This window comes from Actinoplanes utahensis (assembly GCF_016862455.1).
GTDB classification, from domain to species: domain Bacteria; phylum Actinomycetota; class Actinomycetes; order Mycobacteriales; family Micromonosporaceae; genus Actinoplanes; species Actinoplanes utahensis.
The window spans coordinates 19,256-35,380 of the sequence record NZ_BOMZ01000115.1; the positions used below are offsets into that span (position 1 = coordinate 19,256).

At 70.4% G+C, this 16,125-nt stretch carries 8 protein-coding genes and 2 pseudogenes; 5 read left to right on the forward strand and 5 right to left on the reverse strand.

Translation table 11 applies throughout. From position 1 onward, the window contains the following. Positions 1-81 precede the first annotated feature (81 nt). The 5 genes and pseudogenes from Aut01nite_RS45105 to Aut01nite_RS40925 all read right to left on the reverse strand — a co-directional run. Positions 82-1,008, reverse strand: a pseudogene (locus tag Aut01nite_RS45105) (OmpL47-type beta-barrel domain-containing protein); the annotation flags it as partial. After that, positions 1,000-1,338: pseudogene (locus Aut01nite_RS45110) on the reverse strand (cupredoxin domain-containing protein); the annotation flags it as partial. The pseudogenes Aut01nite_RS45110 and Aut01nite_RS45105, both read right to left, overlap by 9 nt. 112 nt (positions 1,339-1,450) lie before the next feature. Next, complete coding sequence (locus Aut01nite_RS40915; RefSeq protein ID WP_052164268.1) at positions 1,451-5,383, reverse strand: ThuA domain-containing protein; 3,933 nt, start codon at positions 5,381-5,383, stop codon at positions 1,451-1,453. Beyond that, positions 5,380-6,411: a multicopper oxidase domain-containing protein gene (locus tag Aut01nite_RS40920; RefSeq protein ID WP_052164267.1), complete on the reverse strand. Its 1,032-nt coding sequence runs from the start codon at positions 6,409-6,411 to the stop codon at positions 5,380-5,382. The genes Aut01nite_RS40915 and Aut01nite_RS40920 overlap by 4 nt, the downstream gene beginning before the upstream one ends. Before the next feature lie 262 nt (positions 6,412-6,673). Further along, positions 6,674-9,445, reverse strand: coding sequence for a ricin-type beta-trefoil lectin domain protein (locus Aut01nite_RS40925; protein ID WP_083999653.1), 2,772 nt, complete (start codon positions 9,443-9,445; stop codon positions 6,674-6,676). A gap of 420 nt (positions 9,446-9,865) precedes the next feature. Between Aut01nite_RS40925 and Aut01nite_RS40930 the strand changes: the two genes are divergently transcribed. The 5 genes from Aut01nite_RS40930 (at position 9,866) to Aut01nite_RS40950 (ending at position 16,040) form a co-directional block, all read left to right on the forward strand. Continuing rightward, complete coding sequence (locus Aut01nite_RS40930) at positions 9,866-11,047, forward strand: ROK family transcriptional regulator (RefSeq protein WP_373871573.1); 1,182 nt, start codon at positions 9,866-9,868, stop codon at positions 11,045-11,047. Continuing rightward, positions 11,044-12,573, forward strand: a complete 1,530-nt coding sequence (locus tag Aut01nite_RS40935; RefSeq protein ID WP_043529755.1) for a sugar ABC transporter ATP-binding protein — start codon at positions 11,044-11,046, stop codon at positions 12,571-12,573. Before Aut01nite_RS40930 ends, Aut01nite_RS40935 begins: the two co-directional genes overlap by 4 nt. After that, positions 12,570-13,655, forward strand: coding sequence for an ABC transporter permease (locus Aut01nite_RS40940; RefSeq protein ID WP_043529752.1), 1,086 nt, complete (start codon positions 12,570-12,572; stop codon positions 13,653-13,655). Before Aut01nite_RS40935 ends, Aut01nite_RS40940 begins: the two co-directional genes overlap by 4 nt. A 93-nt stretch (positions 13,656-13,748) precedes the next feature. Beyond that, complete coding sequence (locus Aut01nite_RS40945; protein WP_043529750.1) at positions 13,749-14,810, forward strand: substrate-binding domain-containing protein; 1,062 nt, start codon at positions 13,749-13,751, stop codon at positions 14,808-14,810. 54 nt (positions 14,811-14,864) lie between these two features. Then, positions 14,865-16,040 (forward strand): Gfo/Idh/MocA family protein, encoded by a 1,176-nt coding sequence (locus Aut01nite_RS40950; protein ID WP_152628960.1) that lies wholly within the window; start codon positions 14,865-14,867, stop codon positions 16,038-16,040. The last annotated feature ends 85 nt before the right edge of the window (positions 16,041-16,125 follow it).

A 16,125-nucleotide genomic window follows, 5' to 3' on the forward strand; every position in this document is an offset into this window, starting at 1 on the left:
GTATGCGGCGCGTTCGGCGATCAGGTCGTTGACGGTGCATCCGTTGCCGGTGTCGGCGCTCGGCACCCCGGTGTCGACTCCGGCGATGATCACGGTGGTCCGGGTGTCGGAGTCGGGGCAGGCGTCGCCGTCCTGCCCGGCGATGGTGAAGGTGACCTGCTGCTCGGCGGCGCTGTTGCCGGCCTTGTCGGTGGCCCGGTAGCCGACGGTGTGCGGGCCGGGGGTGCTCACCGCCACCGGCGTGGTGTATGCCGTCCAGCCGCCGGAGTCGAGCCGGTATTGCACGGTGTCGAGGCCGGAGCCGGTGTCGGTGGCGGTGACCGTGACGGTCGCCGTACCGAGGTAGTCGCCGTTGTCGTCCTTCTCGCCTGTCACGGCGGCGGTGACGGTCGGTGGCGTGGTGTCCTCGGCGGGCCGTTCGGCGACGGTGAAGTGGGTCATCTGCACGGCCGACGTGTTGCCTGCCTTGTCGGTGGCCCGCGAGTGCAGCATGTGCATGCCGGCGGTGCCCACCACCAGCGGCGCCGTGTAGGCGGTCCAGGCGCCGCCGTCGAGCTGGTACTCGATCCGGTCGACGCCGGAGCCCGTGTCGGTGGCGGTGATCGTGGCGGTGGCCCGGCCGAGGTAGTCGCCGGTGGCGTTCCGTTCGCCGGTGAGGGCGGTGGTCACCGTCGGCGCGGTGGTGTCGCCGGGCGCGGCCACGACCCGGAACGACACCGAGCCGGTGGTGGAGACGTTGCCGGCGTTGTCGGTGGCCCGGAACTGGACCGCGTGGTCACCGAGCGCGCTGACCACGACCGGTGCCGTGTACGGCTGCCAGCTGGTGTCGTCGACCTGGTATTCGACGGTCTTCACGCCGGACCCGCCGTCGGTGGCGGCCACGGTGACGGTCGCCGAGCCGGTGTAATCGCCTGCGGCGTCGCGGTCGCCGGTGACCGTGCCGGTCACGGCCGGCGCCGTGGTGTCCTCGCCGCCGCCTCCGCCGGTGACGGTGAGCTCGCCCACCATCGTGCTGTGCCCGGGGATGGTGCAGAAGTAGCGGTACCGGCCGGGCGTCAGGGTGACGGTGGCGGTGTGCCTGCCGTTGTTCACGTCGAACGGGCCGGCCAGGATGTTGAGGGTGACGTCGTGGTTGTAACCCTCGGTGCTGGTGTCGAAGGTCAGCGTGTGCGGCATGCCGGTGGTGTTGCCGGTGGCCGCGCTGTTCTCGAACACGATGGTGGTCGCCCCGGCCACGGCGGTCGCCGGCGCGCTGCGATAGCGGGTGATGTCGTCGTCGGCGGTCCAGGTCAGGGTCTCGGCGGCGGCCGCCGCGGTCGGCACGGAGATCGTCAGCACCGCGAGGAGCAGGCCGATCAGGGCCGCGCCGGTGCGCAGGCGTAGGGACGTTCGCAAGAGGTGACACCTTTCGGCGGTGGCGGGACCGGCCGGTGACCGGTCCCGCCGGGGCTCAGAGGTCGCGTACCCGGATGTTGCGGAACTCGACGAGATCGTTGTCGCCGTGGTTCTGCAGCCCGAGGTGCCCGCGCAGGTACTGCCGCAGGTCGGTGGACGGGTCGGAGGCCCGCGACGAGGTCTTGCCGGGCGTGTTGTCGAACTCGTTGATGACCACGCCGTCGCGGATGATCGTGTAGTGCTGCCCGACGACGCGGATCTCGTAGTCGTTCCACACGTTCTTCGGCGTGGCCCGGGCTTCGGGCACGGCGACCGGGTCGAAGTTGTAGATCGAGCCGGTCTTCTGCGGCTCACCCGTCTCCCCGTCGTAGATCTGCACCTCGTGCCCGCAGTAGATGGCCACCCAGGCCGGCGAGGTGCGCGCCGAGCCGACGGTGCCGCAGCTGCCCGGCGGCCGCTGGTCGAGGGGGATCCGCGGATCCGGGAACCGGGTGAACACCCCACTGTTGCCGCGGCCCGTGCCGGGCGCGACGTCGCGGAACTGCAGCCGCAGCGAGAAGTCCGCGACCTCCCTGGTGTGCCAGAGCATGCCCAGGCCGCCGGAGGGGCGCAGTGATCCGTCCGGCTGGATGGCGAACGATCCGGTCGGCGCCTGGATCCAGTCCTTCAGGGACGCCGCGGTGCCGTCGAACAGCGGCTCGTACCCGGTGTGGCCGGGCCGCCCGACCGGTGAGGCCGCCGCCGCGCGGGTGAGCGTGCCGGCCTGCCGGGCGGTGAGGACACGCAGCTTACGGACCACCGCGTCGACGTGCCGGACGAAACCGTCGTGGTCGCTCCAGGTGCTCTCGTCGTCGATCAGGTCGTTGATCGTGCAGCCGCCGCCGATCGTCTTGTTCGGCACGCCGGTGTCGGTGTCGGCCAGGAACACCGTGGCCCGGCTGTCCGGTACGGCACATCCGGCCTCGACGGTGGTGGTGACGGTGGCCTTCTCGCCGTCGGCGTACGTCACGGTGTGCCGGACGGTGTAGGCGCCGGGTTCGGCGTACACGTGCCGCGGGTCGGCGAGCGTGGAGCCGGCGCCGTCGCCGAACTCCCACAGGTGGCCGACACCGCCGGAGCGGGAGCCGGTGAAGGCGTACGTCAGCGCCTTGTTCTGCACCGCGACCGCCGCCGCCTGCGGCGCCGGGGTCGGCGCTCCTCCGGTGTAGACCACGCGCAGCAGCTTCTGTGCCGGGTGCAGGCTGAAGAAGCCGCCGCCGTAGTCGAGCAGGTACAGCGCGCCGTCCGGGCCGAACTTGGCGTCCATCCAGCTCATCAGCCGGTTGTCGGCGTTGCCGCCGGGCAGGATGGCGCGCAGCGTCTCGCCGAACAGTGGCGGCTTCTGCTGCGGAACCCCGGCCGGGTCGACGGTGATCGCCACCCGGTTCGCGGCGTTCGACTGGTCGCCGATGAACCACTTGTCGTCCCAGTACGCCGGCCACTTCACCGTGCTGGCCGGGTCGGCCAGGTCGTGGTGGTAGGTCGGGCCGGACATCACCGCCTGGCCGCCGCCGCGCAGGTACGGCTGGGTGTAGACGGCGTCGGCGGCGTTGTAGGTGGGGACGCCGCTGCCGTCGGCGCGGGGCGGGAAGACCGGGCCGCCACCGCCGGGCGCGTACCAGATCATGTTGTCGCGGGCCGGTGGGATGTCGGTCAGGCCGGTGTTGCGCGGCGAGGTGTTCTTCAGGTTGCCGCAGTCGTACCAGCCGGTGAGCTGGGTGGCATCGGTGCTGCTGCGGTCGCGGTACGGCTGCCGGTTGCCCATGCAGTACGGCCAGCCCTGGTTGCCGGCGGAGGTGATGATGGTGGCCGTCTCGTACTTGGCGGGGCCCAGCTCCGGGTTGGGGGCGGCGGCGTCGGGGCCGACCCAGCCGGCGGTCAGCCAGTTCGTCTCGGGGTCGATCTGCAGGCGGGCGATGTTGCGGACGCCCATCACGTAGATCTCCGGGCGGGCCTTGTCGGTGCCCGGCGGGAACAGGTTGCCCGGCGGGATGGTGTACGTGCCGTCCGGCTCCGGGTGAATCCGGATGATCTTGCCGGCCAGGTCGTCGGTGTTGCCGGAGGTACGCCGTGCGTCCTGGAAGGAGATCCCGGCGTACTCCTGGGTCCAGTTGTTGCCGGAGTAGCCCTGCGAGCCCTCGGACGAGTTGTTGTCGCCGGAGCCGATGTAGAGGTTGCCCTGCTTGTCGAAGGCCATGCCGCCGCCGGCGTGGCAGCAGCTGTGGATCTGCACCGGGAACTTCAGCAGGTCCTTGCGGGTGCCCTGGTCGACGGTCTGCGTCCGGTGGTCGTAGGTGAACCGGCTGACGGTCCGGTCACCGACCCGCTTGGCCCGGTCGATCGAGTCGTGCGGCATCCAGTAGACGTAGAGCCAGCCGTTCTCGGCGAACTTCGGGTCCGGCACGATGCCGAGCAGACCCTCCTCGTTCTTGACCAGCTCGGAGCCGCTGCCCCGGTTGCCCATCACCGGCAGTGTCGTCAGCAGCTTGACCCGCTTGGTGCGTGGATCCCAGGAGTGGATGGTGCCGCAGCCCAGGCCCACCTTCGGGTCGTCCCAGCTGACGACCGGCCCGCTCGGGCAGGCGGCCTTGCCGACGTAGAAGACGGTGCCGTCGCCGGCGATGGTCAGCCCGTGCGGCTCGCCGATCTGGTCCAGCTGCCCGGTCTGGTTCGCCGCGGTCAGCCGTTCGGTCCGGTAGTTGGCGGCGATGGTGGCCTGGCAGTCGCCGCGCACCAGGCCGGCGGTCCACTTCAGGGCGCCGGACAGGTGCTTGCGGAACGCGTCCTCGTCGTAGCTGCCGGCGGTGTGACCCATGCCGGTGTAGAAGGACCGGCCGCCGTCGTAGTCGCGGCACCAGGACATCGGGTGGAACGCCCCGTTGGCGCCGGTGCCCGGGTCGTAGTGGCGTTCCTCGACCTGGGCCAGGGTGTGCACGGCGCCCAGGGGGTTCGGGTCCCAGTTGTACCAGCGGTCCGACCGGGTGATCGTGCGCGGGAGGCCGGCGGTGGCCGGGTGCCGGGTGTCCAGCACGTCGACCACGGCCCGGTTGACGCCCGGCGGCGGGGGAGCGACGGCGTCGGCGGTGAACAGCCGCAGGTCGGCGAGCTGGATGAGCGGCTCCCCGGCATTGGCGGTGATCTCCAGCCGGAAGAAGCGGTGGTTCTGCGGCGCGGCCAGGTCGAACCGGCGCGTCTGGAAGCGGTCCGGGAAGCTCTGCCCGGTACGGCGGTCGACGTCGGTCCAGGTCTCGCCGTCGGCGGAAGCCTTGAGCGTCCAGTCCTTCGGGTCCCGGCCGGGGAAGTCGTTGGCGGAGGTCAGCGCGTACCCGGTGATGGGTTTGGTGGCGGCCAGCTCGTAGGTCACCCAGCCGGTCGTGGTGCGTACCAGCCACTTGGTGTTGTTGTCGCCGTCGGTGAGCTTCTCCTTGGTCTCGTTCGGCGCGTTCTCGCCGCTCGCGGTGACCTTGCCGACCGGCTCGGCGGCCGGGACGGCGCCGGCGGGGCGGGTGCCGATCAGTCCGGTGAACCAGGTCGAGTCCAGTTGCGCCTTCGCGGCGTCGGCGATGCCGACGAAACCTCCACCCCCTTTGATGTACGCCGTGAGCGCGCTCTCCTGGTCCCGGCTCAGCGTGGTGCCGGCCGCCGACAGGAACACCACGGCCTGGTGCTTCGCCAGCTCAGCCGTGGTGAACACGGCCGGGTCGGTGGATGTGGTGGCGGTGAGCCCCGCCGCGCCGGCGAGTGCTCCGATGGTGGTGGCGGCCTTGGCGACCGGGTCGTCCTGTGCCGCGGCGGCGCCGTGGAAGACCAGCACCGACTGTTGTGGCGCCGCCGTGCCGGTGGGTGGCTCCCGCAGGGTGGACGCGATGGCGGGTGACGCTCCGGTGAGGAGCATGAGGACGGCTGACGCGGTGGTGAGCGCCCGCCGGATCGGATCGGTCGTCGTCATTGGCCGGCCCCTTGATGGTCGCCGTGGCTCTGCGATGTGGCCGGGGTGTGCGTGTGGCCCCGGAACCGGTGGATGGCCTCCTCGGCGCCGGGTGGCATGCTGCCGTCGGCGTTGCGTACCAGGAAGAGGCCGGACATGCCGCCGTCGGAGTGGTTCTGGACGTGGCAGTGGTACATCCACGCGCCCGGGCCGACGCCCTCCCCGGCCAGCACCTGGAACCCGAAGGAACTGCCGGGGTTGAGGTCCTTGTTGTCGATCGTCGGGCTGGGATCGCTGATGCTCTCCAGCATTCCGGTGCGGTTGTCCACCCAGCGGTGGGCGTGCAGATGAAAGGTGTGGAAGAGGTTGCCGTGGCCGATGGCGAGCCATTCCACCCGCTGGCCGAGATTCGCCTCGAACATCGGGGTGTTCGGCGCCATCCTGTTGTTGATCGTCATGTCGTGGAAGACCACGGTGAACTGCCTGTCCGGCAGGATGTCGCCGCGCCGCCGCACGATCAGCGCGCCGTACAGGCCCTTGGCGACCCCGCCGGTGCCGTGGTCGGTGCCCATCGCGTGGTCGTGATAGTGCCAGTAGCCGGCGCTGCCCGGCATGAACCGGCGGCCGGCTGCCGCGAACATCTCCCGCGAGCGCCACACGTAGGTGCGGGTCTCGCCGGGGGCGTTGAACGAGGCGTGCAGCGGGCTGCCGTCGGAGCCGGTGCTGTAGTCGACCCCGTGCGCGTGGATGGACAGGCGCTGGTTCGTGGTGTTGACCAGGGTGATCTCGAGGGTGTCGCCTTCGTAGATCTCCAGCACCGGGCCGGGCACGGTGGCTTTCCCGCGCTCCAGTCCGTACCCGTAGAGGCCGCCGGGCAGCGCCTCGGCGTAGAGCGTCACCCGTCTGACGGTGCCGAGGGCGGCCCGGGCCGGCTCGCCGGGCAGGGCCGCCGCGCCGGCGATGGCGGGCACCGCGGCGCCCATCGCCCCGGCGACGATGAGTGATCGCCGGGAGAACAGCGGTCTGGTGGGAGCGGTGGTTTCGTCCATGCGTCTCCGTTCCTTCCGGTTCCAGGACACGACGAAGCCCCCGAGGAGCTCGGGAGAAGAAGGGGTGTCAGGACGCCGCGCATGTGGGGCGTTGTCGTGTCGCCGGTCCGGTGACCTCAGCTTTTACGTGTTGACCTGAATCTATGGACGACATCGATGAAAGTAAAGACTTATATGGTTCATCTATTGTCGGTAGAAACCGAAAGTAGACCTAAGAGTCGGGGCTGGCCGCCCGGAGCGCCGGGCGGCCGGCCCCGGGTTCTCAGGCCGCGCCGATGGTCCAGTGCTGGTTGGCGCCTCCGACGTACTCCCAGATGTGGATCTGCGTGCCGTCCGCGGTGGCCGCGCCGGCGGCGTCGAGAACCTTGCCGGACTGCGGGTTCAGCAACGAGCCGCCGGGCTGGGGCTGCCATGTCTGCGCGGCGCTGCCGTTACAGGTCCACAGCTGCACCGTGGTGCCGTTCGCGGTGCCCCCGCCGGACACGTCCAGGCACTTGCCGAGGGCACGGAAGGTGCTTTCCACCCGGCTCCACTGCTGGGCGGCCGATCCGTTGCAGGTCCACAGCTGGATCCTGGTGCCGTCCGCGGTTGCCGCGTTGTCGACGTCGAGGCACTTGCCGGCGATACCGGTGATCGGGCCGGCGCCGCCGTTGCCACCGCCGCCGATGGTGATCGCGTCGAGGTTGACGTGGCCGTCGTCGCCGGTGTCGTACCGGTAGGTGATGGTGTTGCCGCCGGCGTTCAGCGGCACGCTCTCGGTCTGCTGTGCCCACGTCGCCCACGTGCCGGTGCCGGCGAGACTGGTCTGGCGCAGCTTGACGCCGTTGGCGTACACGCTGATCTTCTTGGTGCCGGTGAACGGGTCCGGGCCGTTGGCGTACCGCAACGCCACGTCGTAGGTCCCGGCGGTGGGGACGTTCACGGTGAAGGTGCTCGTCGCGCCGGGGTTGCCGAAGCCGGCCACGAAGCCCGCGCCGGTGTATCCGGCGTGGTCGGTGGCCAGCCCCGCGCCGCCGCGGTTGCCCGCCTCCTCGGCCTGGTAGGTGGTCACCACCGGCGGCGCGGAGCCGACCAGGTTGTTGAGGGTGTACCACGCCTCGGTGCTCCACAGCGTCTCACCGGTCTCGCCGGCGAACGGCCGCGGCGAGCGCAGGTGTACGACGTGCCCGGGCTTGAGACCGGCGATGGCGAGGGTGACCTTCCTGCGATCCGCCGACACGGTCGCGGACGTCACCGACAGGGTCTGCTCGTCGATCTTCGGGCCGCCGTACCCGCCGGTGGCCCGGTAACGCCACTGCTTGACGGTGTACTTCGAGGCGAGCGAGGCGGCCGTCGCGGCGGAGAGCGGCTGGGTGTACTCGATCTCGAAGCCGCCGGCCCTGGCCCGCATGGCGAGCATGTCGAAGGCGTTCTTCCCGTTCGGGACGAGCTTCTGCAGGCCGTACGTCAGCTTGCCGGTCTGGCCCCAGTTGCCGCCCGCGCCGAGCCCACCCGCGTAGACGGCGCCGTCCGGCCCGAGGATCACCTCGGACACCCCGGCCTCCAGGCCCTGGGTGAGCCGGAACAGGGCGCCCTGGTACTCGCCGTTGACCTTCTCCAGGTAGGCACGCTGCAGGCCGCCGTAGGTGACGTCACCGATCAGCATCTGCCCTGCGAACACACCGTCCTTCAGCAGGACCGGCGTGCTGGGGGAGTTGGCGATCTCGTTCTGCGGCATCCACAGCACCGGCGGCGTCACCGGTTTCGCGTCGAACGGGCCGGCCGGATTCGTGTAGTGGTTGAAGAACCGGTCCTGCTTGATGTGCACCAGCTTCGACGACGGCAGCCAACCACCCTGGTTGTCGGTGACGAACAGGCCGTTCTCCGGTCCCCAGCCGATGCCGTGCGGGGTGCGGAGACCGCCGGCGACGTACGAGACCGCCCCGGTGTCCTTGTTGACCTTGACGGTGGTGCCCCGGTTCGGCGCGGGCTGCGGATCGGTGGTGTTGCCGCCGTAGTTGATCGACACGGACAGATTCAGATAGAAGTGCGGCGCGTCGTAGAGCAGACCGAACGCGAACTCGTGGAAGTTCCCGCCGTACGGCCAGGTGGCCACCGTCTGGAGCTGGTCGGCGACCTCGTCACCGTTCGTGTCGACGAGCCGGGTCAGCCGGGACTTCTCGGACACGTACACGGTCCCGTCGACGACCTTGAGGCCCATCGGCTCCTTGAGCCCGCCGGCGATCTTCTTGCGGCCGGCGGTGCCGAGCAGGTGGACCTCGCCGTCGGCGGAGGTGCCCGAGTCGTCGGCGCCACCCCACGTCAGTACGGCCAGCCGCCCGTCCGGGAGCCAGTCCATTCCGGTGACCTTGGGTTCGAACCCGGCCGTACGCAGGTCGACCAGGTTGTAGTTGGGGTGCACGCCGGTCAGCGGCAGCCCGTCGCCGGGGGAGTCGCCGGCCTGCTCGCACTCCTTGCGGCCGGGGGCGGTCACCCGCACCACGCCGGCTTCGGTGCTCAGCGCCGAGGTGGGCACCACCTCGAAGGCGGTGGCGCCGGGCCGCTTCCACTCCAGGGTCAGCTGCTGGCCGCCGTCGCGTTCGAAGTAGTCGATGTGCAGCCGGTGGACGCCCGCGGTCAGGGTGGCGGCGCCCTCCTTCGGGGTGCTGCCGTGCGCACCGTCGTGGTCGACGACCAGGGTGTCGTCGATGGCGAGGCGGGAGCCGTCGTCGCTGGTGAGGCGGAAGGTGTACGCGCCGGCGGCCGGGACGGTCAGGTTGGCCCGCACCTGGGCGACGAAGAAGTTCTCGATGCCGAAGTCGGCGGCGGACGACCAGTTGATCGCCGGCATCAGCTTGTCGATGTTCGGGGTCTGCGCGGGCTTGAGCGTGCACAGCTTGTTCAGCGGTGTCTGCACGTCGAAGACGCGCAGGGTCACGCCGGGCTCGTCGGCATCGAGCGCCGCCCGCGCGGCCGTGGCCGGCACACCGACGGTCACCGCGGCCAGGAGGCCGGCGAGGGCGAGGCGTGACAAACATTGACGCAGTGGGGCCATCCGGTCACTCCTAGGGGTGCGACAGGTGGGCACGCCGAGCCGGCGCCGGGAGAGGCTCCGGCGTGGAGGGGGTGAGGTGACATGCCCGCAACACGAGCGTGTTGTGGCGGAAACAGTAGATGATCGTCGATGAAGCCGTCCATAACTTGCTCCTTAATCGAGCGAACTTTTCTCCTTGGAGGCGAAAGTTTGCCCCTGTCGATCGGCCCGGCGGGCGCAAATGATCCCCGTGCGGCGTTGTGTGGATCACTCCACTACGGAGTGGCCTCTCTTTTGGCCCACGAGACAAAAGTTTCTGCAGATCCTGTCGAAGCTATGGACAGCATCATCGATCGCTTCTAATGTGTGGCCCAAGTAACACATCGATCACCACCATGTGAACGCCACCACCCCGGCGGCGTGTGGACCTGGAGGTTGTACGTGCGCACGACGGTCGATCCGCCTTACCTGCGGTTGCTCCAACTGCTGCGGGACGAGGGGCCCATCTCCCGGGCCGAGCTCGCCGACCGTCTCGAGCTGACCCGGCCCCGGCTGCTCGCCGAGGTCGAACGCCTCGTCGCCGCCGAATACGTCGCCGAAGCCGGGATGGCCGCCTCCCGCGGCGGGCGGCGCTCCACTCTGGTGGAACTGCACCCGCGCCTGCACTTCGCCGCGGTCGACCTCGGCGCCAGCTCGATCGACGTCGAGGTCACCAACGGCCGACTGGAGACCGTCGCGGCCTACACCGAGGCGGCCGACATCCGATCCGGGCCGAAAGCCATCCTGCACCGGGTCAACGAACTGCTGGCGAAAGCCCGGGTGGACGGCGTCTACGACAGGCTCGACGCCATCGGTGTCGGAGTGCCGGGGCCGGTCAGCTTCCGCGACGGCGTGCCGGTCTCCCCGCCGATCATGCCGGGCTGGGACCGCTTCCCGGTCCGGGAGCTGATGACCCGGGAGCACGGCTGCCCGACCGTCGTCGACAACGACGTGAACATCATGGCGATCGGCGAGCGGCACGGGGGAGTGGCGCACAGCGTCGACGACTTCCTGTTCATCAAGATCGGCACGGGCATCGGCTGCGGCATCCACCTCAACGGCGAGGTCTACCGGGGCACCGACGGCTGCGCCGGCGACATCGGCCACATCCAGGTCGACCCGCAGGGCCCGATGTGCTCCTGCGGCAACATCGGCTGCCTCGAAGCGCTCTTCAGCGGGGTCGGCCTGGCCCGCGACGCCCTGGCCGCCGCCCGCTCCGGCGCCTCACCCTCCCTCGCCGAGCGGCTCACCGCCGGCGCCCCACTGACCGCCCGCGACGTCGCCGACGGAGCCGCCGAAGGCGACGTCACCTGCATCCAGCTCATCCGCGAGGGCGGCAGCCGCATCGGGTCGGTCCTCGCCGCGCTGGTCAGCTTCGCCAACCCGTCCATGATCGTCATCGGAGGAGGGCTCGCGCAATTGGGCCACATCCTGCTGGCGGAGATCCGCAGCGCCGTCTACCGGCGCTCACTTCCGCTCGCCACCGGCAACCTCCCGGTCGTCCTGTCCGAACTCGGGCCCCGGGCCGGCGTCACCGGCGCCGCGGTCCTCGCCAGCCACGTCGCCTTCGAGCAAGCCTCATGACCGGCCCGGGCGATGTCGTCCTGCGCCTGACCGATGTGGTCAAGACCTTTCCCGGCGTACGAGCCCTCGACGGCGTCCAGCTCGAGGTCCGCGCCGGTGAGGTGCACTGCCTGCTCGGGCAGAACGGGGCCGGCAAGTCCACCCTGATCAAGGTGCTGTCCGGGCTGCACCGCCCCGACTCCGGCACCGTCGAATGGCTCGGGCAGCCCGTCACCTTCAGCAACCCGCAGGCCGCCATGAAGGCCGGCATCGCCACCATCTACCAGGAGCTCGACCTGGTCGAGGACCTGACCGTCGCCGAGAACGTCTTCCTCGGCCACGAGCCGAAGGTGGCCGGGTTCGTCCGCCGCCGGGCCATGGTCGCCCGCACCACCGGCATCCTCGGCCGGCTCGGCCACGGCGAGATCCCGCCCCGCCGTGCCGTGCACAGGTTGCAGGCGGCGGGCAAGCAGATCGTCAGCATGGCCCGCGCCCTGTCCCACGAGGCGCGCCTGCTGATCATGGACGAGCCCAGCGCGGTGCTGGCCCACGACGAGGTGGAGAACCTGTTCCGGATCATCCGGGAGCTGACCGCCCAGGGCATCGCCGTCGTCTACATCTCGCACCGGCTCGAGGAGATCCGCACGATCGGCGACCGGGTGACGGTCCTCAAGGACGGCCGTACCACCGCGGCCGACCTGTCGGCTGCCGAGACGCCGACCAGCGAGCTGGTGAGCCGGATGACCGGGCGCACCATCGAGTACGTGTTCCCGCCGCGGGTCGCGGCGCCCGCCGAGCGTGCCGAACTGCTGGCCGTCGACGGGCTCAGCCGTGCCGGGGAGTTCACCGACGTCTCGCTCACCGTCGCCGCCGGCGAGATCGTCGGCATCGCCGGCCTGGTCGGCTCCGGCCGGTCCGAGCTGCTGGAGACCATCTACGGCGCCCGCCGCGCCGACACCGGCACCGTCACGGTCGCCGGTCGCAGGCTGCCGCCCGGCAACGTCGGCGCCGCCGTCCGGGCCGGTCTGGGCATGGCGCCGGAGGAGCGCAAGAGCCAGGCCCTGCTGCTGGGCGAGCCGATCTACCGCAACATGACGCTGTCCACCTTCACTCGGATCGCCCGCCTGGGCTTCACCAGCGCCCGGCGCGAGCGCGACGAAGCGGACCGAGTCGCCCGGTCGCTCGACCTGCGGCCCAGTGACGTCGGCCGGCCCGTGCGCACCCTCTCCGGAGGCAACCAGCAGAAGGTGGTCGTCGGCCGGTGGCTGCTCGGCGACACCCGGCTGCTGCTGCTCGACGAGCCGACCCGGGGCGTCGACGTCGGCGCCCGGGCCGAGCTCTACCGGGTGATCCACCGCCTGGCCGCCGAGGGCGTCGGCGTGCTGCTGGTCTCCAGCGAGGTGCCCGAGGTGCTCGGCCTGGCCGACCGCGTGCTGGTCATGCGGGAGGGCCGGCTGATCCGCACGGCGAGCGCCGGCGAACTCGACGAAGACACCGTTCTCGATCTCGTCATGGCGGGGTCGCTCATGGAAGGCACCCCCATATGACCCTCAGCGATGGCACGGGAACCGCGGCCGGCCTCCCGGCGCAGTCGCCACCGGTGGAACCGGCGCAGACCGGCGCGGCCAAGTCCCCCCGGATCGGCTGGGGTGGCGAGAACAGCGAGAACACCATCCGCAACCTGGTGCTCGTCGGGGTGCTGGTGGTGCTCATCGCGATCGGCGCGTTCACCCAGCCGCAGCTCTACAGCGACTCCACCTGGGTGTGGAACAACATCCTGTCGATTCTCCAGCTGGCCTCGGTCATCGGCGTGGTCACGGTCGGCATGACCTTCGTCATCATCGGCGGCGGCATCGACCTGTCGGTCGGCGCGATCGTCGCGCTGGCCGGGGTGTGGGCGACCACGGTGGCCACCCAGAGCTACGGCGCCGGCGGCATGATCTTCACAGCGATCGTGGTGGCGGTGGCGGTCGGCCTGATCAACGGGGTGCTCATCTCGTACGGCAAGCTGGTCCCGTTCATCGCCACCCTGGCGATGCTGGTGGCGGCCCGCGGCCTGGCCGCGGAGATCTCCGACAAGCAGACCCAGATCTCCGACAGCGCGTTCATCAACGGCATCGCCGCCGGCAAGCTGCTCGGCATCCCGCTGCTGGTCTACATCCTCGCCGTGGTCGCCACGATCGGCTGGGTGTTGCTCAACCGCACCACGTTCGGCCGGCGCACGATCGCGGTCGGCGGCAACGTCGAGGCGGCCCGCCTCGCCGGCATCAACGTCAAACGCCACACCATGCTGCTGTACGGGCTATCCGGTCTCTGCTGCGGCATCGCCGCGATCATGCTCACCTCGCAGGGCACCTCCGCCCAGGCGGCCATGGCCAACCTCTACGAGCTCGACGCGATCGCCGCCGCCATCATCGGCGGGACGCTGCTCAGTGGAGGCCGGGGCACCATCGTCGGCTCGATGCTCGGCGTGATCATCTTCGCCACGATCACCAACCTCTTCGCGATCAACGGCCTGTCCACCGAGGCCCAGAACATGGTCAAGGGCGGCATCATCATCGCCGCCGTCCTGGTCCAGCAGTTCCGCTTCAAAGCCGTGACCCGGTTCCTGCACCGCAACAAGACCTGAGTCCCGGCATCCGTCAGGCGACCGTCACGTGACGGACGCCGGGCTCCGTGCACCCGTTTTCCGGTTATCCGTACCGAATATTCAGGAGAAACCATGACACAGAGCAGTCGCGACATGTCGCGGCGCCGCCTGCTGCTCGGCGGGGCCGCACTCGGCGGAGGCGCCCTCCTCACCGCGTGCACCAGCAACGAGGCCAAGCCGAACGACGCACAGATCAAGCCGGCCGAGGGCGGCGCCAGCGCCGGCAACGCGGCGCCCGGCACCAAGGTCGTGATCGGTTTCTCCGCCCCGGCGGCCGACCACGGCTGGATCGCGGCGATCACCAACAACGCCAAGGCGCAGGCCGGCGCGTACTCCGACGTGGAACTCAAGACCGTCGAGGCGGGCGCCGACGCGGCCGCGCAGCGGGCCGCCCTGTCCACGCTGATCGGGCAGAAGCCCAACGTCATCGTGCTGCTGCCGCACGACGGCAAGGAGCTCAACGCGTTCGGCCTGGAATCGATGGCGGCCGGCATCCCGGTGGTCAACCTGGACCGCGCCTTCCCCGACGCCCGCGCTTACCGGACCCAGATCAAGGGCGACAACTACGGCATGGGCGTGGCCGCGGCCACGTACATCATCGCCCAGATGAAGGCCAAGGGCGTCAGCAGCCCGATCATCGGCGAGATCCCCGGCATCGACTCCCTCGAACTGACCCAGGAGCGGTCGAAGGGCTTCGCCGACACCCTCGGCGCTGCCGGCTTCAAGGTGCAGCGCCGGGTGCCCGCGGAGTTCACCGTGGACACCGGCCAGCGGGCCGCCAGCCAGCTCCTGCAGGCCGTGCCCCGGATGGACGCCCTCTGGAACCACGACGACGACCAGGGCATCGGCGTGCTCGCGGCGGCGAACCAGGCCGGCCGCACCGAGTTCCTGATGATCGGCGGCGCCGGCTCCAAGAAGGCCATGGAGGACATCCAGTCGGACAAGACGCCGCTCAAGGCGACCGTCACCTACAGCCCCTCGATGGCGTCGTCGGCCATCTCGCTGGCCCGCCTGATCGGCCAGGGCAAGGGCATGGCCGACCTGGTCGAGCTGCAGGTCCCGAAGGAGATCGTCCTGGCTTCGGAGACCATCACCAAGGAGAACGCGGGCACTTATCTCAAGCTCGGGTTCTGATCGCACGGGGGGAGACCCAACTTGTCCAAGCAGACCACGGACCTGCGCATCGGCATGGTCGGCTACGCGTTCATGGGAGCCGCGCACTCACAGGCGTGGCGTACCGTGAACCGCGTCTTCGACCTGCCGTTGCAGGCGCGGATGGCTGCCATCTGCGGCCGGGACCAGGGCAGGGTCGCCGAAGCGGCGACCCGGCTCGGCTGGCAGGAGCACACCACCGACTGGCGATCACTGGTCGGCCGCGACGACATCGACCTCATCGACGTCTGCACCCCCGGCGACAGCCACGCCGAGATCGCGATCGCGGCCCTGGCCGCCGGCAAGCACGTGCTGTGCGAGAAACCGCTGGCCAACACCATCGACGAGGCACGGGCCATGGCCGCCGCCGCGGCCCGCGCCGAAGCCGAAGGCGTCCGATCGGTGTGCGGGTTCAACTACCGGCGGGTGCCTGCCGTCGCCCTGATGCGCCGGCTCGTCGCCGACGGCAGGATCGGCGAGATCCGGCACGTCCGCGCGGTCTACCTGCAGGACTGGATCACCGACCCGCAGTTCCCGCTGGTCTGGCGCCTGCAGAAGGACAAGGCGGGCTCCGGCGCGCTGGGTGACATCGGTGCGCACATCATCGATCTCACCCAGTACGTCACCGGTCAGCTCATCACCGGAGTCAGCGGGATGACCGAGACGTTCGTCAAGCAGCGGCCCCTGCCGGCCGCCTCGAACGGCCTGAGCGCGGCGACGGGCGACGGCCGGACCGGCACGGGGGCGGTCACCGTCGACGACGCCGCGCTGTTCCTGGCCCGGCTGGACGGGGGAGCGATCGCCACGTACGAGGCCACCCGGTTCGCGACCGGCCGCAAGAACGGCCTGCGGGTGGAGATCAACGGGTCGCTGGGCTCGGTGGTCTTCGACTTCGAGCGGATGAACGAGCTGGAGTTCTACGACGCCACCCGCCCGGCGGCGGAGCAGGGGTTCGCCCGCATCCTGGTGACCGAGCCGGAGCACCCGTACATGTCGGGCTGGTGGCCGCCGGGCCACCTGATCGGCTACGAGCACTCCTTCACCCACCAGGCCCGCGACCTGATCGAGGCGATCGCCACCGGCCAGGCGGTGGCGCCGTCGTTCGCCGACGCCCTGCAGGTGCAACTCGTCCTCGACGCGGTGGAGCGTTCCGCCGGGCTCGGCTCCACATGGTCGGAGGTGGAGCCGGCCCTGACCGAGATCGCCGCCTGACCCGCCACTCGAACTTCAGCTCACCGGCCGTCGTACCGCGAGGGTCCGGACGCGGTTGCGCCCCGCCGTCCGGACGGTCGACGAC

What these genes read in the sequence shown, in the direction of transcription:
- Aut01nite_RS40915 (WP_052164268.1), bottom strand. Translation starts at nt 5,383, where the DNA reads ATGACGACGACCGATCCGATCCGGCGGGCGCTCACCACCGCGTCAGCC.
- Aut01nite_RS40920 (WP_052164267.1), bottom strand. Translation starts at nt 6,411, where the DNA reads ATGGACGAAACCACCGCTCCCACCAGACCGCTGTTCTCCCGGCGATCA.
- Aut01nite_RS40925 (WP_083999653.1), bottom strand. Translation starts at nt 9,445, where the DNA reads ATGGCCCCACTGCGTCAATGTTTGTCACGCCTCGCCCTCGCCGGCCTC.
- Aut01nite_RS40935 (WP_043529755.1), top strand. Translation starts at nt 11,044, where the DNA reads ATGACCGGCCCGGGCGATGTCGTCCTGCGCCTGACCGATGTGGTCAAG.
- Aut01nite_RS40940 (WP_043529752.1), top strand. Translation starts at nt 12,570, where the DNA reads ATGACCCTCAGCGATGGCACGGGAACCGCGGCCGGCCTCCCGGCGCAG.
- Aut01nite_RS40945 (WP_043529750.1), top strand. Translation starts at nt 13,749, where the DNA reads ATGACACAGAGCAGTCGCGACATGTCGCGGCGCCGCCTGCTGCTCGGC.
- Aut01nite_RS40950 (WP_152628960.1), top strand. Translation starts at nt 14,865, where the DNA reads ATGGTCGGCTACGCGTTCATGGGAGCCGCGCACTCACAGGCGTGGCGT.